General features: G+C 71.9%; 14 protein-coding genes. 8 read left to right on the plus strand and 6 right to left on the minus strand.

Translation table 11 applies throughout. The features are described from left to right. Positions 1-80 precede the first annotated feature (80 nt). Positions 81-1,562, minus strand: coding sequence for a class I adenylate-forming enzyme family protein (locus ACTMTF_RS30930; protein ID WP_441113829.1), 1,482 nt, complete (start codon positions 1,560-1,562; stop codon positions 81-83). Between the two features lie 388 nt (positions 1,563-1,950). On the opposite strand from ACTMTF_RS30930, the gene ACTMTF_RS30935 reads away from it, so the two are divergent. Continuing rightward, positions 1,951-2,700: a hypothetical protein gene (locus ACTMTF_RS30935; RefSeq protein WP_441113830.1), complete on the plus strand. Its 750-nt coding sequence runs from the start codon at positions 1,951-1,953 to the stop codon at positions 2,698-2,700. Here ACTMTF_RS30935 and ACTMTF_RS30940 read toward each other — a convergent pair. Continuing rightward, the gene (locus ACTMTF_RS30940) at positions 2,689-5,019 is read right to left on the minus strand and encodes a helicase-associated domain-containing protein (RefSeq protein ID WP_441113831.1); all 2,331 of its coding nucleotides are present in this window, start codon (positions 5,017-5,019) and stop codon (positions 2,689-2,691) included. The two genes, ACTMTF_RS30935 and ACTMTF_RS30940, sit on opposite strands and share 12 nt — an antisense overlap. A gap of 45 nt (positions 5,020-5,064) precedes the next feature. On the opposite strand from ACTMTF_RS30940, the gene ACTMTF_RS30945 reads away from it, so the two are divergent. After that, on the plus strand, positions 5,065-5,940 hold the full coding sequence (locus ACTMTF_RS30945; RefSeq protein WP_441113832.1) for a hypothetical protein: 876 nt from the start codon (positions 5,065-5,067) through the stop codon (positions 5,938-5,940). Positions 5,941-5,959: 19 nt separating this feature from the next. On the opposite strand, the gene ACTMTF_RS30950 is transcribed toward ACTMTF_RS30945, so the two are convergent. Beyond that, positions 5,960-6,616, minus strand: a complete 657-nt coding sequence (locus ACTMTF_RS30950) for a TetR/AcrR family transcriptional regulator (RefSeq protein WP_441113833.1) — start codon at positions 6,614-6,616, stop codon at positions 5,960-5,962. A 159-nt stretch (positions 6,617-6,775) separates the two neighbouring features. Between ACTMTF_RS30950 and ACTMTF_RS30955 the strand changes: the two genes are divergently transcribed. Continuing rightward, positions 6,776-7,396: an HAD family hydrolase gene (locus ACTMTF_RS30955; protein ID WP_397014651.1), complete on the plus strand. Its 621-nt coding sequence runs from the start codon at positions 6,776-6,778 to the stop codon at positions 7,394-7,396. Between the two features lie 91 nt (positions 7,397-7,487). Continuing rightward, positions 7,488-7,883, plus strand: a complete 396-nt coding sequence (locus ACTMTF_RS30960; protein WP_397014649.1) for a cold-shock protein — start codon at positions 7,488-7,490, stop codon at positions 7,881-7,883. Here the strand turns inward: ACTMTF_RS30960 and ACTMTF_RS30965 are convergent. Further along, positions 7,880-9,430: an MFS transporter gene (locus tag ACTMTF_RS30965; RefSeq protein WP_441113834.1), complete on the minus strand. Its 1,551-nt coding sequence runs from the start codon at positions 9,428-9,430 to the stop codon at positions 7,880-7,882. The two genes, ACTMTF_RS30960 and ACTMTF_RS30965, sit on opposite strands and share 4 nt — an antisense overlap. 168 nt (positions 9,431-9,598) lie before the next feature. Here ACTMTF_RS30965 and ACTMTF_RS30970 point away from each other — a divergent pair, with 168 nt between their 5' ends. Beyond that, positions 9,599-10,399, plus strand: coding sequence for a DUF3027 domain-containing protein (locus tag ACTMTF_RS30970; protein WP_441113835.1), 801 nt, complete (start codon positions 9,599-9,601; stop codon positions 10,397-10,399). A 79-nt stretch (positions 10,400-10,478) separates the two neighbouring features. Beyond that, complete coding sequence (locus ACTMTF_RS30975; RefSeq protein ID WP_441113836.1) at positions 10,479-13,535, plus strand: sacsin N-terminal ATP-binding-like domain-containing protein; 3,057 nt, start codon at positions 10,479-10,481, stop codon at positions 13,533-13,535. Between the two features lie 94 nt (positions 13,536-13,629). On the opposite strand, the gene ACTMTF_RS30980 is transcribed toward ACTMTF_RS30975, so the two are convergent. Together ACTMTF_RS30980 and ACTMTF_RS30985 are read right to left on the minus strand one after the other, a co-directional pair. Beyond that, the gene (locus ACTMTF_RS30980) at positions 13,630-15,108 is read right to left on the minus strand and encodes an alpha/beta fold hydrolase (RefSeq protein ID WP_441113837.1); all 1,479 of its coding nucleotides are present in this window, start codon (positions 15,106-15,108) and stop codon (positions 13,630-13,632) included. 115 nt (positions 15,109-15,223) lie between these two features. After that, the gene (locus tag ACTMTF_RS30985) at positions 15,224-15,436 is read right to left on the minus strand and encodes a DUF2530 domain-containing protein (protein ID WP_441113838.1); all 213 of its coding nucleotides are present in this window, start codon (positions 15,434-15,436) and stop codon (positions 15,224-15,226) included. Between the two features lie 184 nt (positions 15,437-15,620). Here ACTMTF_RS30985 and ACTMTF_RS30990 point away from each other — a divergent pair, with 184 nt between their 5' ends. Continuing rightward, a complete protein-coding gene (locus ACTMTF_RS30990; protein ID WP_397014637.1) occupies positions 15,621-16,961 on the plus strand; it encodes an NCS2 family permease in 1,341 nt (446 codons plus the stop codon). A gap of 114 nt (positions 16,962-17,075) precedes the next feature. Continuing rightward, a complete protein-coding gene (locus ACTMTF_RS30995) occupies positions 17,076-17,528 on the plus strand; it encodes a MarR family winged helix-turn-helix transcriptional regulator (RefSeq protein WP_441113839.1) in 453 nt (150 codons plus the stop codon). Positions 17,529-17,543 lie beyond the last annotated feature (15 nt).

Raw genomic sequence — 17,543 nt, forward strand, 5'->3', positions numbered from 1 at the left:
GTCACCTCCTTCGAGGTCAACATTTATCACGGATCAGCCACACGCCCGACCCGGCCATGCCTTACCGCACTGGATCGGCGTCAGTCGCGGAGCCTGGCTCGCAGGGCCTTGCGGTCGAGCTTGAGCACGCTGGTGACCGGGATCGAGTCGACGAACGTCACCTCGCGCGGATACTTCACCCGGCCGACCCGGTCGCGGGCCCACGTCATCAGCTCCTCGGCGGTGACCGTGCCGCCGGTCCTGAGCTGGACGAAGGCCACGACCTCCTCGCCGAGTCGTGGGTCGGGGCGGCCCACCACGCCGGACATCACCACGTCCGGGTGCTCGTTCAGCGCGTCCTCCACGTCGCGCGGGAAGACGTTGAACCCGCCCCGGATGATCAGGTCCTTCTTCCTGTCCACGACGTGGAGGTAGCCGTCGTCGTCCAGGCAGCCGATGTCGCCGGTGCGCAGCTCGCCGTCCTGCAGCGCGGTGCCGCCGGGGTCGGGCTCGTGCTCACCCCAGTAGCCGAGCATCAGCGCCTCGCCGGCGACGCAGATCTCGCCCACGTCACCGGTCTCCATGACCTCGCCCCACGGGTCGCGGATGGTGATCGTGTAGCCGGGCAGCGGCAGGCCCACGCTGCCGGGCTTACGCCTGCCCGGCGGGTTGAACGTGGTCACCGCGCTGGTCTCGGTCAGGCCGTAGCCTTCGAGGATCCGCACGCCGGGCATCCGCCGCTCGAACTCCGTCAGCACGTCCCTGCCGAGCGGGGCCGCGCCGCAGGTGAGGAAGGTCAGGTCGGGCAGCGGGTGTGACTCCAGCGGCTCGGCCAGCAGCATCTGCAGCATGGCGGGGACCACGGTGCCGTACTGAACGCGCTGCTCGGCGGCGAGGCGGAGGAACGCCTTGGGGTCGAACCAGCGCATCAGCACGGCCTGTGGCGGCTCGGTGGCGTGCATGCCGGCGACCGTGACGATCAGCCCGTAGGCATGGGAGAGGGGCACCGGCACGATCGCACGATTTATCCCCTCCTGGTGGGACATGTCGTAGGAGGCCTTGGCCACCTGCCACAGGCCCGCGTGGCTGAGCATGACGCCCTTGGCCTTGCCGGTGGTGCCGCCCGTGTACATCAGCGCGGCGAGGTCGCCCGGGTCTCTCGGCACCGGTCCGTGCTCGTCGGCGCGTTCGAGCTCAGCCGTGTCCACGAACACCGGCACGTCCACCCCGGTCGCCTCCACCGTGGCCACCAGCTCCGGCGAGGTGACCACGGCCACGGCGCCGCTGTCGAGCAGGATGTGCCGCAGCTCCTCGGCGCCGACCAGGAACACCACAGGCGTCACCACCGCGCCCGCCGCCCACAGCGCCTGGTAGATGAGCCCCACCTCGGGCGAGGTGGCCATCATCATCACGACCCGGTCGCCGGGCCGGATCCCGGCCTCGACGAATCCGCCACAGGTCCGGCGGACCCGCTCGGCCAGCGTGTGGCTGCGGTGCCAGACCCCCTCGTAGAACACCGAGTCGAAGTCCTCGAACCTGGTCCACGATTCCTCGGCCAGCCGGCCCAGTGTCTGCTCGGTCACATGCCCTAACTTGATGCGGTTCGCGGGGCGGCGTCAAGCCTCGGCGGCGCGCGAGTCGCGGGCTGACTAGTCATTGTGGAGGGTGCGCCACTTCCCTTTATTTAGGCATAAATCCGCCCTGTGGTGATTCCTGTTTTTCGCACCGGCCGATCCAGGATTGGGGGAGATGTGTTTAGATACCCAACTCCGGCCTTGTCCGGGCATGACAGTCACCAGCAAATGAAGGAGAAGATCGTCATGGCCACGCTCACCCCCGTTCGCGGGGATACGCCCAGCTCAGAGCGGCAGAAAAGTAATGGCCAACAATCCTTACCACTGGTGAAAGAGCCTGCCGGCCCACGATTACCGACGAGAACGAGCTTCATACCGCCTACTCACGGTGCGGTCCGTGGACCACGGGACTGAGCCGCCACGCGAGCACCCCGCCGACGTCCCCGAGCTCCCACCGGCCGTCCCACCGTTCGTCCCACCGGCTGTCCCACTGGCTGTCCCACTGGCCGTCCCACCGGCCGTGCTGGCGGACCTCAACCCCTACGACGTCGACCGGCTCCTGCGCACCTACCTGGAGCCGCCCTGCTTCCCGGACGCGGTGCGCAGGCTGGCCGTCGGCCACCTGCTGGTCCTGGCGGGCGCCGCGTCGACGGGCAAGAGGCTGGGCGCCATCGCCCTGCTCTCGCGGATGCCGCTGGCCGAGGGCAGCGTCGCGGTGCTCTCCCCGGTGGCGACGGTGGTGGAGCTGGCCGCGCGGATGGAGTTCGAGCCCGGCCGCGCCTACCTGCTGCACGACTGGGCCGGTGACGCCGGCGAGCGACACGACCTGCTCAAGCTGGCCGACGAGCTCACCGAGGTCGGCTGCTTCCTCGTGCTGACCAGGACCGGCCCGCCCGCGCCGGCGGTCGAGGTCGAGCACCGCTGGGAGCCACCCGCCTCCGGCGAGCTGTTCGAGCTGTGCGTCGCCGGATCCGGCACCACGCCGCGCAGAAGCGGCCACGAGCTGGCCGCGGCCAGAGCGTACGCCGCCACCCTGTCCTCACCCGCCGCGGTCGTGGACCTGGCCCGCCAGACGGTCCACCTCGACACGCCGATGGCGACCCTGTTGGCGCGAGCGGGAACGGGAGAGCGCGGCTCAGAGGCTTGAGACGCCGGTGATCCGGTGCAGGGCGAAGCGGTGGACGGCGGCCCTGGTCTCGTCGTACGCGGTCAGGTAGCCGCCCTCCATCCTGGCCGGCTCCAGGATGCGGGAGGTGGCGTTGCCCTGTGAGTCGCGGTAGCCGATCCACACCCGCACGCCCTGCCTGATCGCCTCTCGGAGAACCGAGATCGTGGCGGAGTTGGGGCTCTGCGGGATCTGGCCGCTGGGGGCGTCGACGGGCTCCCGCCGGGCCAGGTGCGCGGCGTCACCGGCCCGCAGCGCCCGCACGGCCGCCGTGGCCACATCCGGGTCGAGGCCGTTGGAGGAGGTCATCGGCCGGGCCGGCGCCGATCCCTCGGTGCGCCTGCTCTCCAACTGGGAGATGATCACGTCGCCGTCCAGCGACTCGGGGACGGGGGCGTACCCCATGGCGCGCAGCGAGTCGACCAGCGCGGCCCGTGACGAGCGCGAGGCGATGACGGTGGGCGCCAGCCTGCGCAGGCGCAGCGCGGCCGAACGGCGGTCGGCGGTGATCTGGTCGAGCAGCGCCGGGTCGTCGCAGCGGATGTAGGCGCCGGCGGTGCCGACCCGCATCCGGCCGTGCCTGCGGCCCACGTCGGAGATCAGGTAGGACAGCGCCTGCGGGACGGGCGTGGCGGAGTGGCGCTCCAGCATGGCCAGCAGCTCCTCGACGCCCTGACCGGCGTCTAGAGCGCGCCGGATGGAGCTCTCGCCGAACCGGTAGACCGTCGCGCCGCCCTTGGACTCCACGTCGGCGGCCAGCGTCATCCAGCGGTTCAGCTCGCTGGTCAGCGGCCCCGGCGCGACCGCCGTCAGGTCGGCCTGCAGCAGCACGTGGTCGACCGGCTGGGGCAGCAGCGGGTCGAGCACCGAGGCGGCGTCCTCGCCCGCGAGCAGGGCCCGCCCGTGGCCGGACAGCACGCCGAGCCCGGTGAGACCGAGCTGCTCGGCCTCCCGCAGCGCGAACTCGGTGAGCTGCTCGCGCAGCGGGCCGCGGCGGCGCGGCTGCTCCCATTCGAGCCGGCGCAGGACGCTGTCCCGCGAGGGCGCGAGGCCGGGCGCGGCGTGCAGCACGCTGAGGGTGGCGGCGCGCACCGCCGGCGCGGAGGAGCGGCGCAGGTCGGGGTGGAGCGCGTTGAGCGGGCGGTCCCGGTCGTCACGCTCGCCGACCAGGCCGGGCACCCGGTCCATCTGCAGCCAGGTGGTGGCCAGCACCACCCACCGGTCGGCGGTGCCTCTGATCCGCCACAGGTCGTAGCCGCTGGTCGGCAGCCACTCGCCGTCGACGCTGCCGCCCGAGGCGGTCAGCCCGGCCGCGTGCGCGACCTCCACGGCCAGCGCGGCCGCCCACTCGGGCAGATCGAGCTCGTTCGCCGTACGTTTCATGTCGCGTACGCCCAGGCCGCCGGTGCGCAGCACGCCGGGCGGCTCGATGCTCCACCGCTCGCACAGCTCCTCCACCGCCCGGACGAACATGAACGCCTGCCCGGCGGCGGTCCGGTCGGCCATGGCCTGGTCGCGGGTGGTGCCTTCCAGCGCGGGCGGAACGGGGAGCAGGTCCCGGTGCACCCGCCCGCCACGCAGGTGCAGGCCCACCTCGCGGGGCAGTGTCACGCTCTCCTCGCCGGTCGCCGCCAGCAGGCCGCGGGCCAGGAGTTGCTCGATGGGCGAGCGGGCGGAGGCGAGCCGCACCTCGCGGCGGGCGTTGGGCACCCGGCCGGTCGGCGGCCCCCAGGTGAGCTGTTCGAGCGCGTTCTTCGCCTCGGGCGAGACCTGATCGATGAGCGCCGCCGGGTCGGCCAGCGCGGCGGCCAGGCGTTCCTTGCCGGATCCCGCCGTGTCGGGCGCGATCTCGTCGGCCATCTCCTGCAACTGCTCCGGCGGGTGGTGCCGGAACGCCGTCTCGGCGGTCGGACCCAGCCCCGCCGGGTCCTCCAGCACCTTGCGCACGCCCGGGGCCAGGTCGATCGCGCTGTCGGGGCCGAAGACGAGGGCCAGGTCACGCAGCCGCGCCAGCGCCGCGCTCAGCGCGGGCTCGGGCTTGCCCGCCGCCAGCGCGCCGCCGACCCGCTCGCGCAGCGCCGTCTTCCTGACCGGCCCCTGCTGTACGGCCAGCGTCTCCACGACCGCCAGCGTGAAGCGGTCCAGCCGGTCGAGCACGCGCGCGATCGCAGAAGGGCTGCCCGCCCGCGACGCCAGGCCCTCCAGGTGTGCGGGCACCGGACTGATCAGCTCGGGACGCGCTGAGACGAGCGTCCGCAGCTCCTCGTCGGTGCGCCCCCTGATCCACTCCGTGAACTCCATCGTTGCCATGGTATGTCCCGGCTCATTGGGGCAGCATTGCTAGGCGTGACAGAGCGAGCGGACCAGCTCATCCTCAACTACGTCAGCAAGGCGGCCGACGCGGCTCACGGTGTGCTCCGGCCCGACCAGCGGCTCGACTTCAGCAGGCGGCTGCGGGCCAGGATCGAGGAGGAGCGGCACGGCAGCCAGGACCCCCGGCGGGTGTCCAAGGTGCTCGCCCGCTTCGGCGACCCTGTCCTGCTGGTCGAGCGGGAGGTGCGCAGGCTGGCCGAGTCCGCCCCCGGCACCGTGCGAACCCAGGCCGCACCGGCCCTGCCCACCTCTGGCCCCGCCCCGACGGCGCTCTCTCCCGCGCGGTCCGGCTCTCCCGCGCGGTCCGGCGCGACGGCGGCGTTCCCGAGGATCGCGGACGACGTGAGCCTGCCGCCGGGGGCGGTGCGCGGCCCCGGGCCTGCCGGGCGGGAGCGCGGTCTGCCGTTCGCCTCGCTGCGCAGGGCGGCCATGTTCTCCGCGAACCCGATGGCGACCGGCGGCAAGGACGCCAGGACCGTCGTCAAGGACCACCCGCGTGAGACCGCAGCCCTGGTGATCCTCGTGGTGGCCGCGCTGCTGGTGCCCTTCAACCTGCCCGCCGTGGCCATCTTCCGGGTGCCGGTGATGGTGTGGGCGCTCGGCGCGATCCTGGTGATGGCCGGCGACACCTGGACACTGCGCGACCGGTTGATCGGGGTCTGCGCTCCGCTGCTCGGCTACACCGCGGGCGGCGTGGTCGTGGGCGGCCTGCGGGTGGGCGACCAGCCGGGGCTGCAGGCGTTCATGCTGCAGTTCTTCAACGTCAGCGGCGTGATGTTCATGATCGGGACCGGCGCGGGCGTCGCCTGGCTGGTCTACCGGCTCCTCGACGGCGACGTCCACAGGTGAGACGTCCACAGGTGAGACGTCAGGTGACGGGCGCGGGGCTGGGCAGCAGGCCGACGGCCAGCCGCACCCACGCGGTCACGAACTGGTCCTTCTCGGCGTTGCCCGGTGACCTGCCCACCGTCTCCTGGAACAGCCGGTAGTGCACGACCGCCCCGCCGAGCACCGCGCCGATGCCCGCCCAGTCGACCTCCGCGCCCCGGTATTCGGGCTGGGCGCCGAACCAGGTGGTGATCGCGTCGAACATCGGCTGCAGCAGCCCCTCCCGCACCACCGCCACCAGCTCGGGGAACTGGCTGAGGTCGCGGAAGAAGACCCGGGTCAGCTCCGACTCCTCGCGGACCTTGGCCAGCCCGGCACGGCACAGGCGGGACAACCGCACCTCCAGGTCGACCGAGGCCTCCATGCCGCTCAGCTCCGCCAGGCTCTCGGCGACCTGGGAGCGGGTCCTGGCGGCGTGCTCGTTGATCGCCGCGGACAGCACCTCGTACTTGGACCTAAAGTGCCGGTAGAGCCCGCCCGCGCCGGGGGAGAGCCCGGAGGCGGCCTCGATCTCGGCCACGGACGTGGCGGCGTAACCCCGCTCGGCGAACAGCCGCAGCGCCTCGTCGACGATCCGGGCACGGGTGCTCACGGGCACGCCGGTGGGCTTGGCGCCCGTGCTTGACGATCTGGTCATCTCTCCTGATACCTCCGGGTAAGGAGCGTAGTCGTAGCGCCGGACCCTGCCCGCGATGGTGGCCCCCCGTCCCGGTAAGTAATTCCTTTCTGTCTTTCCCACGGTCCCACGGCCGGTGCCCGTTACGCGGACCGCGTCCTTCTTTGGCATCCTTCACCTGTGGGAACTTCGGTGGGATTCGACCTGGACATGACATTGGCGGATACGAGAACGGGGATCGCGGCGGTTTACGATGAGCTCTCCTCCCGGCTGGGTGTGCGCATCGACAGCCAGGCGATCATCACGCGGCTCGGCCCGCCGCTGGAGCACGAGCTGGCCAACTGGCTGCCCGCCGAGGCGATCCTGGACGCGGCCGAGCTCTACCGGGAGATCTACCCCGACGTCGGCGTGCCGGCGCACACCGTGATGGCCGGGGCGCACGAGGCGATCGAGAGCGTTCGCGCAGGTGGCGGCCGAGTCATCGTCGTGACCGGCAAGAACTCCCGGGACGCGAGGAGCACCGTGCGCCGGCTCGGGCTGGACGTGGACGAGGTGGCCGGCTCGGTCTTCGGCGCGGCCAAGGGCTCGGCGCTCACCCGCTTCGGCGCGGAGGCGTACGTGGGCGACCACGTCGCGGACATCGAGGCGGCGCGGGCGGGCGGCGCGGTCAGCGTGACGGTCGCGACCGGTCCCTACACGGTGGGAGAGCTGCGCGATCACGGGGCGGATGTGGCGCTGAGCGACCTGACGGAATTCGGCACCTGGTTCGCCGCTTGGCGCTCGCGCGAGGAAGTCCGCTAATTCAGCGGCATTTACCCGGTCGCCCTGCCGCTCTGCGGGGCATAACCTACGTCCATCACCTTAATCACGACTGTTTGAACGAGGTCCTCCTGTGCCGAGTGGCAAGGTCAAGTGGTACGACGCCGACAAGGGTTTCGGCTTCCTCACCCGTGACGACGGCGGTGAGGTCTTCGTGCATTCCTCCGCGCTCCCGGCCAACGCCGGGCCACTGAAGCCCGGCCAGAAGGTCGAGTTCGGCGTCGCGGAGGGCAGGCGCGGCCAGCAGGCGCTCTCGGTGCGGATCCTCGAGCAGCCGCCGACGCTGGCGAAGACGAAGCCCAAGGCCAAGCGGAAGAAGCCGGACGAGCTGGTGGTCATCGTCGAGGACCTGATCAAGTTGCTCGACGACGTCTCGACGTCCTATCAGCGCGGCAAGCACCCGGACGCCGCGCACGCCAAGAAGATCGCGCAGGTGCTCCGGGCCGTGGCCGACGACCTCGACGCCTAACCGTGCGGGTTCGTCAGCGGCTTGGTGGTGTCGAGTTTGGTGGTGTCGAGCGGCTCGGCGTCTGAATAGCGGTCCGGCCGCCGGCCCGCAGGTTGTTCCGCGGCCTGTTCCGCGGTCTGGGCCGGCTGGTGCTGGGCGCGCGCCCGGCGGTTGGCGGCACGGATGCGGGTGCGCCTGGTCACGACCAGCCAGCCGAGCACGGCGGTGAGCACCACGGCCAGCGTGACGAGCCCGGCCGTGCTGCTCTCGGTCAGCGACAGGACCAGCCCGATCAGCCCGCCGAACACCCAGGCGAGCTGGAGCATCGCCTCGACCACGCCGAACGTGGACGAGCGGACCTCCTCGCCGATCTCGCGCTGCACGATCGCGTCGAGGGCGAGCTTGCCCAGCTCCTGGGCGAACGCGGTGATCAGCGAGACCGCGACCGCGGCCCACAGGCCGAAGAAGATCGCGGCCAGGATCGTGGTCACCGCGGTCGTGCCCAGCGTGAGCAGCACGACGACGCCGGGCGCATGGTTGCGGGTCCAGTTGGCGGCGAACGCGCCGATCAGGCCGCCGATCCCGGCCGCCGCCGCGAGCACCGCGATCGTCTTCGGCGTGTCGAAGAACGGGTCGGGCACGGCCAGCCACGGCACGCCCTTGTCCTGCACCAGGAAGAGCAGGAAGAACAGCAGGAAGCCGGAGAACAACCGGATGGCCACGTTGGCCCAGACGGCCTCGCCCACCGCCGGGCCGACCTTGAGCAGGGTCCGCCAGCGCGGCGCCCGGCCCTCCTCGGGCGTCTCCTCGTCGAGGTCCGGCGAGTCCACGTGCCGTGGCAGCCGGACGGCGAACACGCCGGCGACCAGGAACACCACCATGGCCACCCGCAGCATCATGGTGCTGCCCAGCCAGAGCGTCAGCCCCGCGCCGACCGGCACCATCACCCCGGCCGTCACCAGCGAGAACAGCGCCACCCTGGCGTTGGCCGAGACGAGCGTGATGTCGGCGGGCAGCACGCTCGGCATGATCGCGGCCCGCGACACGTTGTAGGCCTTCGACAGCACCAGCACGCCCAGCGCCCCGGCGAACAGCGTCAGCAGGTCCTGCGGCCCCACGGCGGCGGCCATCGCGAAGCACAGCAGGCCACGGCCGAACAGCGTGCCGGCCATGACGTAGCGGCGGCCGGACCTGAACCGGTCGAGGATCGGCCCCACGAACGGCGCCAGCAACGCGAACGGCAGCATCGTGATGACCAGGTAGAGGGCGACGGGCCCGCGGGCCTCGCCGACCGGCACCCCGAAGAAGACGGTGCTGGCCAGCGCCACGGTGACCAGCGTGTCACCCGCGCTGTGCCCGGCGGTGAGCTCGATCAGGCGGCCGAGTCCGGTGCGGTCGGCGCCGTGGGCGTGGGTGAGGCGGCGGGTGGCCTGGCCGACCTTGCGCACCCCCCGGCCCGTGGCGAGCACGCCCCGGCCGGTGGCCCGGCCCGCGCGGGCGGTGCCGCCGGCGGTCGCCTTTCCGGCGCGTGCGGTCGCGCGGCCCGCGTCGGCGACGCCGCGTCCCATGCGTCGCGAGATCTCTCTCGCTCGCTCCCAGCCTCCCTCCACGCCTACAAGTCTTACCCGATCTCGGGGCGATCTCAGCGCCGGATCCGCACTAGAGGTCCCCGTCCGGTCCCGTCATGGGTGAGAATGAAGTGTGAGCGAACAGCACCTTTCGGCGGAGGCGGGCCGATGAGCCGTGCCAGGACCCGCGTCTCCGCGCCCGATCAGGCATGTGTCGACGCGGTTGATCTGGCGCGCGCCGCCGCAGGGGAGCTCGCGCGACCGGGCGAGCCGGGCGAGCACCTCGGCTACGAAGGCGAGGGCGACCGGATCGTCACCCACTACTTCGCCTGCCTCGACCGCGCCTACCGCGGCTGGCGCTGGGCCGTCACGGTCACCCGTGCCTCCCGGGCGAAGAAGGTCACGGTGAGCGAGGCCGTCCTGCTGCCCGGCCAGGGGGCGCTGCTGGCGCCCGAGTGGCTGCCGTGGAGCGAGCGGCTGCGGCCGGGCGACCTGGGCGTGGGCGACCTGCTGCCGACCCCGGAGGACGACGACCGGCTGGAGCCGGGGTTCAACGAGACCGACGACGACGCCGATCGTCAGATGATTTTCGAGTACGGCCTGGGCCGGGCACGTGTGCTCTCGGCCATCGGCAAGGACCGGACCGCCAGACGCTGGCATTCGGGCGAGCACGGGCCGCATACTCCGATCGCACACGCCGCTCCCGCGCAGTGCTCCACCTGCGGCTTCTACTGGCTGCTCGCGGGTGGGCTCCGGCAGATGTTCGGCGTCTGCACTAACGAGTACGCGCCGGACGACGGCCGGGTGGTCGCCGCCGACCATGGCTGTGGCGCGCACTCCGAGGCCGCCGTCATGCCGCCGCCGGTGGACCAGGCGATGCCGATCCTCGACGAGTTGACTTTCGACATGATGGAGGAGGAGGCGGGCTCGGTCGACGAAGCCGCCTCCGAGGAGCTCGGCCACTCCTGATCCTTTCCCGTCGGGGAGTGTCGGTGAGGGCCGCTAACCTACGGTGTCTCGCCTACTTCCATGTACAGGATCGTGATCGATGACCGACACCTTCGGCACCGACCGGATGCGGGCCGCCGTGCTCGCCTCCTGGACGGCCTCGCCTGCCCGATTCCGCGAGGACGCCAACGCCGAGGAGGACTTCGCGCTCGGCGGCTACCGCGACCGGCTGATCGTCGAGCTGGCGCAGAACGCCGCCGACGCGGCGCTGCGCGCGGGCGTGCCAGGGGTGCTCCGGCTGACGCTGCGCGGTGACGTGCTGACCGCCGCCAACACCGGCGCGCCGCTCGACGCCGTCGGGGTGGAGGGCCTGTCCACGCTGCGCGTCTCCGGCAAGCGTGACGAGGTGGGCGCGGCGGGCCGGTTCGGCGTCGGGTTCGCGGCGGTGGTCTCCGTCTGCGACGAGCCGTCGATCGGCTCCCGCGCCACGGGCGCGGTCCGCTGGTCGCGCGCGGAGACGGCCGCGCTGGTCTCCTCCGTGCCGGGGCTCGCGGGCGAGCTGACCTCCCGTTCGGGCCACGTCCCGCTGCTGCGCCTGCCGTTCGCGGCCGACCCGCTCGACGTGCCCGACGGCTTCGACTCTGTCGTACGCCTTCCGCTGCGTGACCAGGCGTCGGCCGAGGCGGTGCGGCGGATGCTGCTGGAGGCGAGCCCGGCGCTGCCGCTGGGCATGCCCGCGCTGACCGCGATCGAGATCGACCTCGACGGCGAGATCCGCACGGTGTCGGCCGACGGCTGGCACGTGGTCTCCGTGTCCGGGGAGTTCGCCTCCGACGAGGTGGCCGGGCTCTTCGCCGACCGCCCGACCGAGGAGCGCGCCCGTCCGTTCTGGTCGGTGCGCTGGGCCGTCCCGCTCACCGGCACCGGGGAGCCGGGGCCGCTGCCGGCCAACGTGCCGCCCGTGGTGCACGCACCGACGCCGAGCGATGAGCCGCTCGCGCTGCCGGCGCTGCTCATCGCCTCCTTCCCGATGGCCACCGACCGCCGCCACGTGGCCAAGGGGCCGCTGACCGACTTCCTGGTCGACAGGGCCGCCGACGCCTACGTCACGCTGCTCAGGGAGCTGCCGCGCACGCCCAGGCTGCTCAGCCTCGTCCCGGCCCTCATGGGCAAGGGCGAGCTCGACGCCCGGGTGCGCCGGGCCATCCTGCAGCGGCTCCCCGACGTGCCGTTGCTGCCGGCGCTGTCGGCCCCGGCCCCCGCCGTGCAGACGCCGTCGTTCGCTGACGCCGACGTCTACGAGCCCGACGCGGAGTGGCAGGTCGAGCACCCGGCCAAGGAGCCGGAGGCCGATGGCTGGGTCGTCACCGGCCGGGAGGCCGCCGTGGTGGCCGGCTCGTCCGAGATGCTGGCGGCCGTCGCCGACTTCGTCCCGGGCCTGCTGCCGACCGGCTGGCCCGCCAGGGATCCGGCCATGGGCTCGCTCGGCGTGCGCCGGGTGGAGCTGGCCGAGGTGGTGGACCTGTTGTCGGGGGAGGCGGTGGAGTCGCGCGACCCCTCCTGGTGGCGCTCACTGTACGACGTGCTCCCGGCCGACGACCCCGAGTCGCTGGGCGCGCTGCCGGTGCCGCTGGCCGACGGGCGGTTGGTGCGCGGGCCGCGCGGCACGCTCATCCTGGAGCCCGGCTCGGTCGCCTCGGGCGGCGGAGCCGAGCAGGTCGGGCTCGATCTCGCGCCGCTCGGGCTGCGCATCGTGCACCCGGACGCCGCTCATCCGGCGCTGGTGCGGCTGGGCGCGGCCGAGGCCACCCCCAGGACCATCCTCGAAGACCCGCTCACCAGGGAGGCCGTCTCCAGGTCGCTCGACGGCTCCGATCCGGAGCCGCTGGCCAAGGCGGTGCTGTCGCTCGTCCAGGCGGCGTCGCTGGCCCCCGGTGAGGCGCCGTGGCTGGCGGAGCTGGCGCTGCGTGGCGCCGACGGCGAGCTCTATCCGGCCGGTGAGCTGATGCTGGCCGGTGGCGCGCTGGCGGGGCTGCTGGAGCCCGACACGCACCTCGGGGTGGTCGCCGACGACCTGGTGGAGACCTACGGCCCGCGGGTGCTGGCCGCCGTCGGGGTGCTCGACGGCTTCGCCGTGGTGCACGACTCCGACGTGCTGCTCGACCAGGACGACTGCGACCACGACCTCGACGGCGAGGACGACTGGCTCGACCATCTGCACGACCTGCTGCCCGATCTCGAGGTGCCGCCGGTGGTGCCGGAGTTCGTGGCGGTGCGCGACCTGGAGCTCGTCGCCGACTGGGAGGCCGCGCTGGCGCTGCTGACCAGGCCGCCGCTGCGCGCGGCGCTGCACCCACTGCGCGTCGAGGGCGTCGAGGTGCCCTCCTACACCGCCTGGTGGCTGGCCGGTCACCCCGTGCTCGGCGGGCGCAAGCCGCGCGAGCTGCGGCTGCCGGGGGCCGATCCGCTGCTGCAGGGCCTCTACGGTGACGCGCCGACGGGGCTGGACGAGGCGGCGCTGGCGATGCTGGGCGTGCGCAGCACGCTGGCCGAGCTGCTCGACTCCCACGGCGGCCCGGAGGAGCTGCTCGATCTGATGGCCGACGAGTCCATCGTGGTCGACCGGGCCCAGTTGCGGGCCCTGTGGATCGCGCTGGCGGGCGTGGAGCCGTCCCGGGTGGCGCCGCCGCCCCGGGTCCGCTCGGTGCTCGGCGGCGACATCGTGGTGGCCGACGCCGAGCGGGTCGTCGTGGTGGAGGCGCCCGACCTGCTGCAACTGGTCACCCAGCATCCTTTGGTGCTGGCGCCGTACGACCTGGCCGAGTCCCTGTCGGAGCTGCTCGACCTGCCGCTCGCCGGCGAGATGACCTCCGGCGAGGTCACCTCGGCGGGCGAGACGCGGCCGGTGCCGCCGCAGGTGCGCTCGCTGCTCCCCACGGCCCCCGAGACCTACGTCGAGCACGACAAGCTGCTGGTGGACGGCGTGGGTTGCGCGTGGCGCTTCTTCGAGGGCGCCGTGCACTGCACCGGCCTGGACGGGCTGGCGCGGGGCCTGGCCTGGGCCACCGGCCAGTGGAACGACCGGCTGGCGGTCGCCGCGCTGCTGCGCGACCCCGACGCGGTGCCTCTCCTGCTAGCGGAGGCGGACCTGTCGTAGACCGGCCCCGAGCACGACGTCCGCGCGGGCCCGCCTGGGCAGGCCCGCGCCCAGCCTGCCCGGCGGGTTCGGCCGGGCAGGCTCGGTGGGTCGTTCAGTTGGCGGGGCAGGAGGTGTCGGCGGCGGGGAGCTTGCCGTTCAGCAGGTAGGTGTCGACCGTGCGCATGACGCAGCTGCTGCCGCTGAGATAGGCGCCGTGGCCCTCGCCCTCGTAGGTGACCAGCACGCCGGTCTTGAGCTTCTCGTTGAGTGAGACCGCCCACTGGTAGGGCGTGGCCGGGTCGCCCTTGCCGCCGATGACCATGATGGGCGCGGAGCCGGTGGCGTCGATCTTCTTGGCCTCGTCGGACCCCTCGGCGGGCCAGTGGGCGCAGGCCGCGCCGGAGCCGTCGGCGGCCAGGATCGGGAAGACCTTCCGCACCTTCTCGTTGATCTCGGCCGTCTCGGCCTCGGTGGGCCGCTCGGTGCTGTCCACGCAGGTGATCGCCTGGAGGCTGGTCATCATGGTGGAGTAGGTGCCGTCGGGCTTGCGGCCGGTGTAGGAGTCGGCCAGCGACAGCAGCATGGCGCCGTCGCCCTTGATGGCGGCCGCGGCGCCCTGCTCCAGCATCGGCCAGGTGGCCTTGGCGTACAGCGGGGTGATGATCGACAGCTGGGCCAGGCCGTAGGTGAGCTCGCGGTCGCCGACCTTGAGCGGCTTGTCCTTGAGCCCGTTCAGCAGCTTCTCGACGGTCCCCTCGACCTCGTCGCCGGTCTTGCCCAGGTCGCAGCCCTGGGCGATGCAGCTCTCGCTGAAGGCGTCGAAGGCCTGGGCGAAGCCGGTGGCCTGGATGACCGCCCGCTCCTCGAAGGTGACGGCAGGGTCGTAGGCGCTGTCCAGGACGAAGCGGCCGACGTTCTGCGGGAACTTGGTGGCGTAGACGGCGCCGAGGTGGGTGCCGTACGACAGGCCGAAGTAGTTGAGCTTCTCGTCGCCGACCGCGGCCCGGATGCGGTCGAGGTCCTGGGCGGCGTTGACGGTGCCGACGTGCGGCAGCACCTTGCCGGAGTCCTTCTCGCAGGCGGCGGCGAACTCCTTGGCGAGCCGGTCGCCGTCCGCCGCGACGGCCGACTCCAGCAGCTTGTCGATCTCGCCGCCGCAGGCCACCCCGGCGCTGCGGTCGACGCCGCGCGGGTCGAAGCTGACCAGGTCGTAGCGGGTGCCCAGGCTGGCGAAGGCGCGGTGGGCCAGGACCAGCGTGTCGACGCCTGATCCGCCGGGGCCGCCGAAGTTGAAGACCAGCGAGCCGAGCCGCTCGCCGGTGGCCTTCACCCGGATCAGCGCCAGGTCGATCGTCTCACCGGCGGGCTTGGCGTAGTCGAGGGGAACGGCGACCTTGCCGCATTCGACGGCCGGGTCGGGGGTGACCGGCTTGCCGTCGGCGCCGGTGAGGCCGGTGCACGTGCTCCAGGCCACCGTGCCGGCGCTCTGGGCGGCCGGCGTCGAGGTGGGCTGGGCAGCGGGCTCGCCGGTGGTGCCGCAGCCGGCGAGAGCCGTCACACCCACGAGGAACGCGAACAAGGTCTTCTTCATGACATCTAGCATGATGGGAAGACGATTGCCCAGGTAGTGCGGCGTAACAGCTCTTTTGGGTGACTTCTTGAAGCGGTCCGGGGTGACAACGGGCAGGCCCCGGACGTGACAGATGTCAGCTGTTCCGGGGGCGGCGCACCAGCCAGATCCCGCACAGGCCGAACCCGACGCCCGTGACGCAGGTCCAGATCCACCAGGCGTTCTCCGGGGCGGGGCGGAAGATCAGCAGCGCGACCAGGGCGATCGCCCATAGGCCGGTGCCGATGGCGACCGCCGCCGTGTCGTTGGTCTCGATCGGCTCTGGGTCGGGATGCCACTGTCGGGTCACGACATCCACCCTAGCTTCCAATCGGGTCTCGATCCGATTACCGGTCCTTTTCGCAAAACGCCCCAACTGTCACTCTTCGCGCGTGAACGACACTCGTCATGCAATAGATCGTTTCTTCGCAATCTCCGCACGAGGCTCAACCGTATCCCGTGAGGTCCGGGGCGGGTTGGCCACCTTCTTCACCATGGCCTACATCGTCGTGCTGAACCCGATCATCATCGCCAACGGCAAGGACATCCAGGGCGAGGTCATCGGCGACGGCACCACGCCCAACGTGGCCCTGGTGGCCGCCGGCACCGCGTTCGTGGCCGGTGTGCTGACCATCCTCATGGGCGTCGTGGCCCGGGTGCCGTTCGCGCTGGCGGCCGGGCTGGGGCTGAACGCCTTCGTCACCTTCAACATCGCGCCGTTGATGACCTGGGAAGAGGCCATGGGCCTGATCTTCCTGGAGGGTGTCGTGATCGGCATCCTGGTCCTGACGGGGCTGCGGGTGGCGGTGTTCAAGGCCATCCCCGGTCAGCTCAAGACCGCCATCAGCGTCGGCATCGGCCTGTTCATCGCGCTGATCGGCTTCGTGGACGCCGGGTTCGTGCGCCGGGTGCCGGCCGGGCCGCCGCTGGAGATGGGCATCGCGGGCAGCCTGACGTCCTGGCCGATCTTCGTGTTCGTGGTCGGCCTGCTCCTCACCGCGGTCCTGGTGGCGCGGAAGGTCAGGGGCGCGATCCTGATCGGCATCGTCGTCACCACCCTGCTGGCGATCGTCGTGGAGGCGCTCACGGCGTCCGGCCAGTTCTCCGCCGAGAACCCGGGCGGCTTCCAGCTCACCGTCCCCGCCTGGCCCACCGAGGTCTTCGGCTTCCACAACCCCCTCGTGCTGTTCACCGAGTTCGACCCGTTCGGCGCCTTCAGCTCGGTCTCCGTCCTGCTGGCCCTGCTGTTCGTGTTCACGCTGCTCATCACGGACTTCTTCGACACCATGGGCACGATCGTCGGCGTCGGCCGCCAGGCGGACCTGGTGCAGGAGGACGGGACACTGCCGCGTACCAAGGAGATCCTGCTCGTCGACTCGCTCGGCGCCGTCGCCGGCGGCGCCGGCTCGGTCTCCTCCAACACCACCTACATCGAGTCGGCCGCCGGGGTCGGCGAGGGGGCGCGGACCGGCCTGGCGAGCGTGGTGACCGGCCTGCTGTTCCTGGTCGCGATCTTCTTCACGCCGCTGGTCAGCGTCGTGCCGTACGAGGCCGCCGCGCCGGCGCTGGTCATCGTCGGCTTCCTGATGATGACCGCGATCCGGGACATCGACTGGACCGACTACGAGATCGCCATCCCGGCGTTCCTCACCATCGTGCTCATGCCGTTCACGTACTCGATCTCCAACGGCATCGGCGCCGGCTTCATCTCGTACGTGCTCATCAAGGTCGTGCGGGGCAAGGCCAAGGAGATCCACCCGCTGATGTGGGGGGTCGCGGTGCTGTTCGTCGTGTACTTCGCGCTCGGGCCGATCCGGGTCCTGTTCGGGCTGTGACCTGGCCGGGGCGGCTCGCGCGTCGCAGGCCGCCCCGGTGTATCAAGGAGTGAGACACTTCCTCCGTTAGGGAAATAGCTTGATCTCCTATATAGTTAGCAAAGGTAATGACGCATGCTAACAAAACCCCAGTCCCAGACGGACCTGCGCACCGGCGCAGGCCTCGCTTCAGCGCTGCGCGTCTCATTGGCAAGGCTGACCCGGCGGCTCCGCCGGCAGGCGGCGGCGCACTCGCTGACGCCCACACAGTTCGCGACGCTCGCCGCGGTGGAACGGCATTCCGCGATAACCCCCGGCGAGCTGGCCGGGCTCGAGAAGGTGCAACCACCCTCGATGACGCGCGTGATCGCCGCGCTAGAGGAACGTGGGCTGCTCCAGCGCACCCCGCATCCGACCGACCGGCGCCAGGTGACCGTGACCGTGACGGAGGCCGCCCGGCAGTTGCTGAAGGAGGAGCGCGCCCGCAAGGAGGCGTGGCTGACCCAGCGGCTGAAGGAGCTGACCCCCGAGGAGCGGTCGATACTCAGGCAGGCGGCTCCCATCCTGGAGAAGCTCAGCAGGATCTAGAGCCCGAAGAGCCCG

Origin of the sequence: Nonomuraea sp. ZG12 (assembly GCF_052068115.1) — a bacterium.
Lineage (GTDB): Bacteria > Actinomycetota > Actinomycetes > Streptosporangiales > Streptosporangiaceae > Nonomuraea.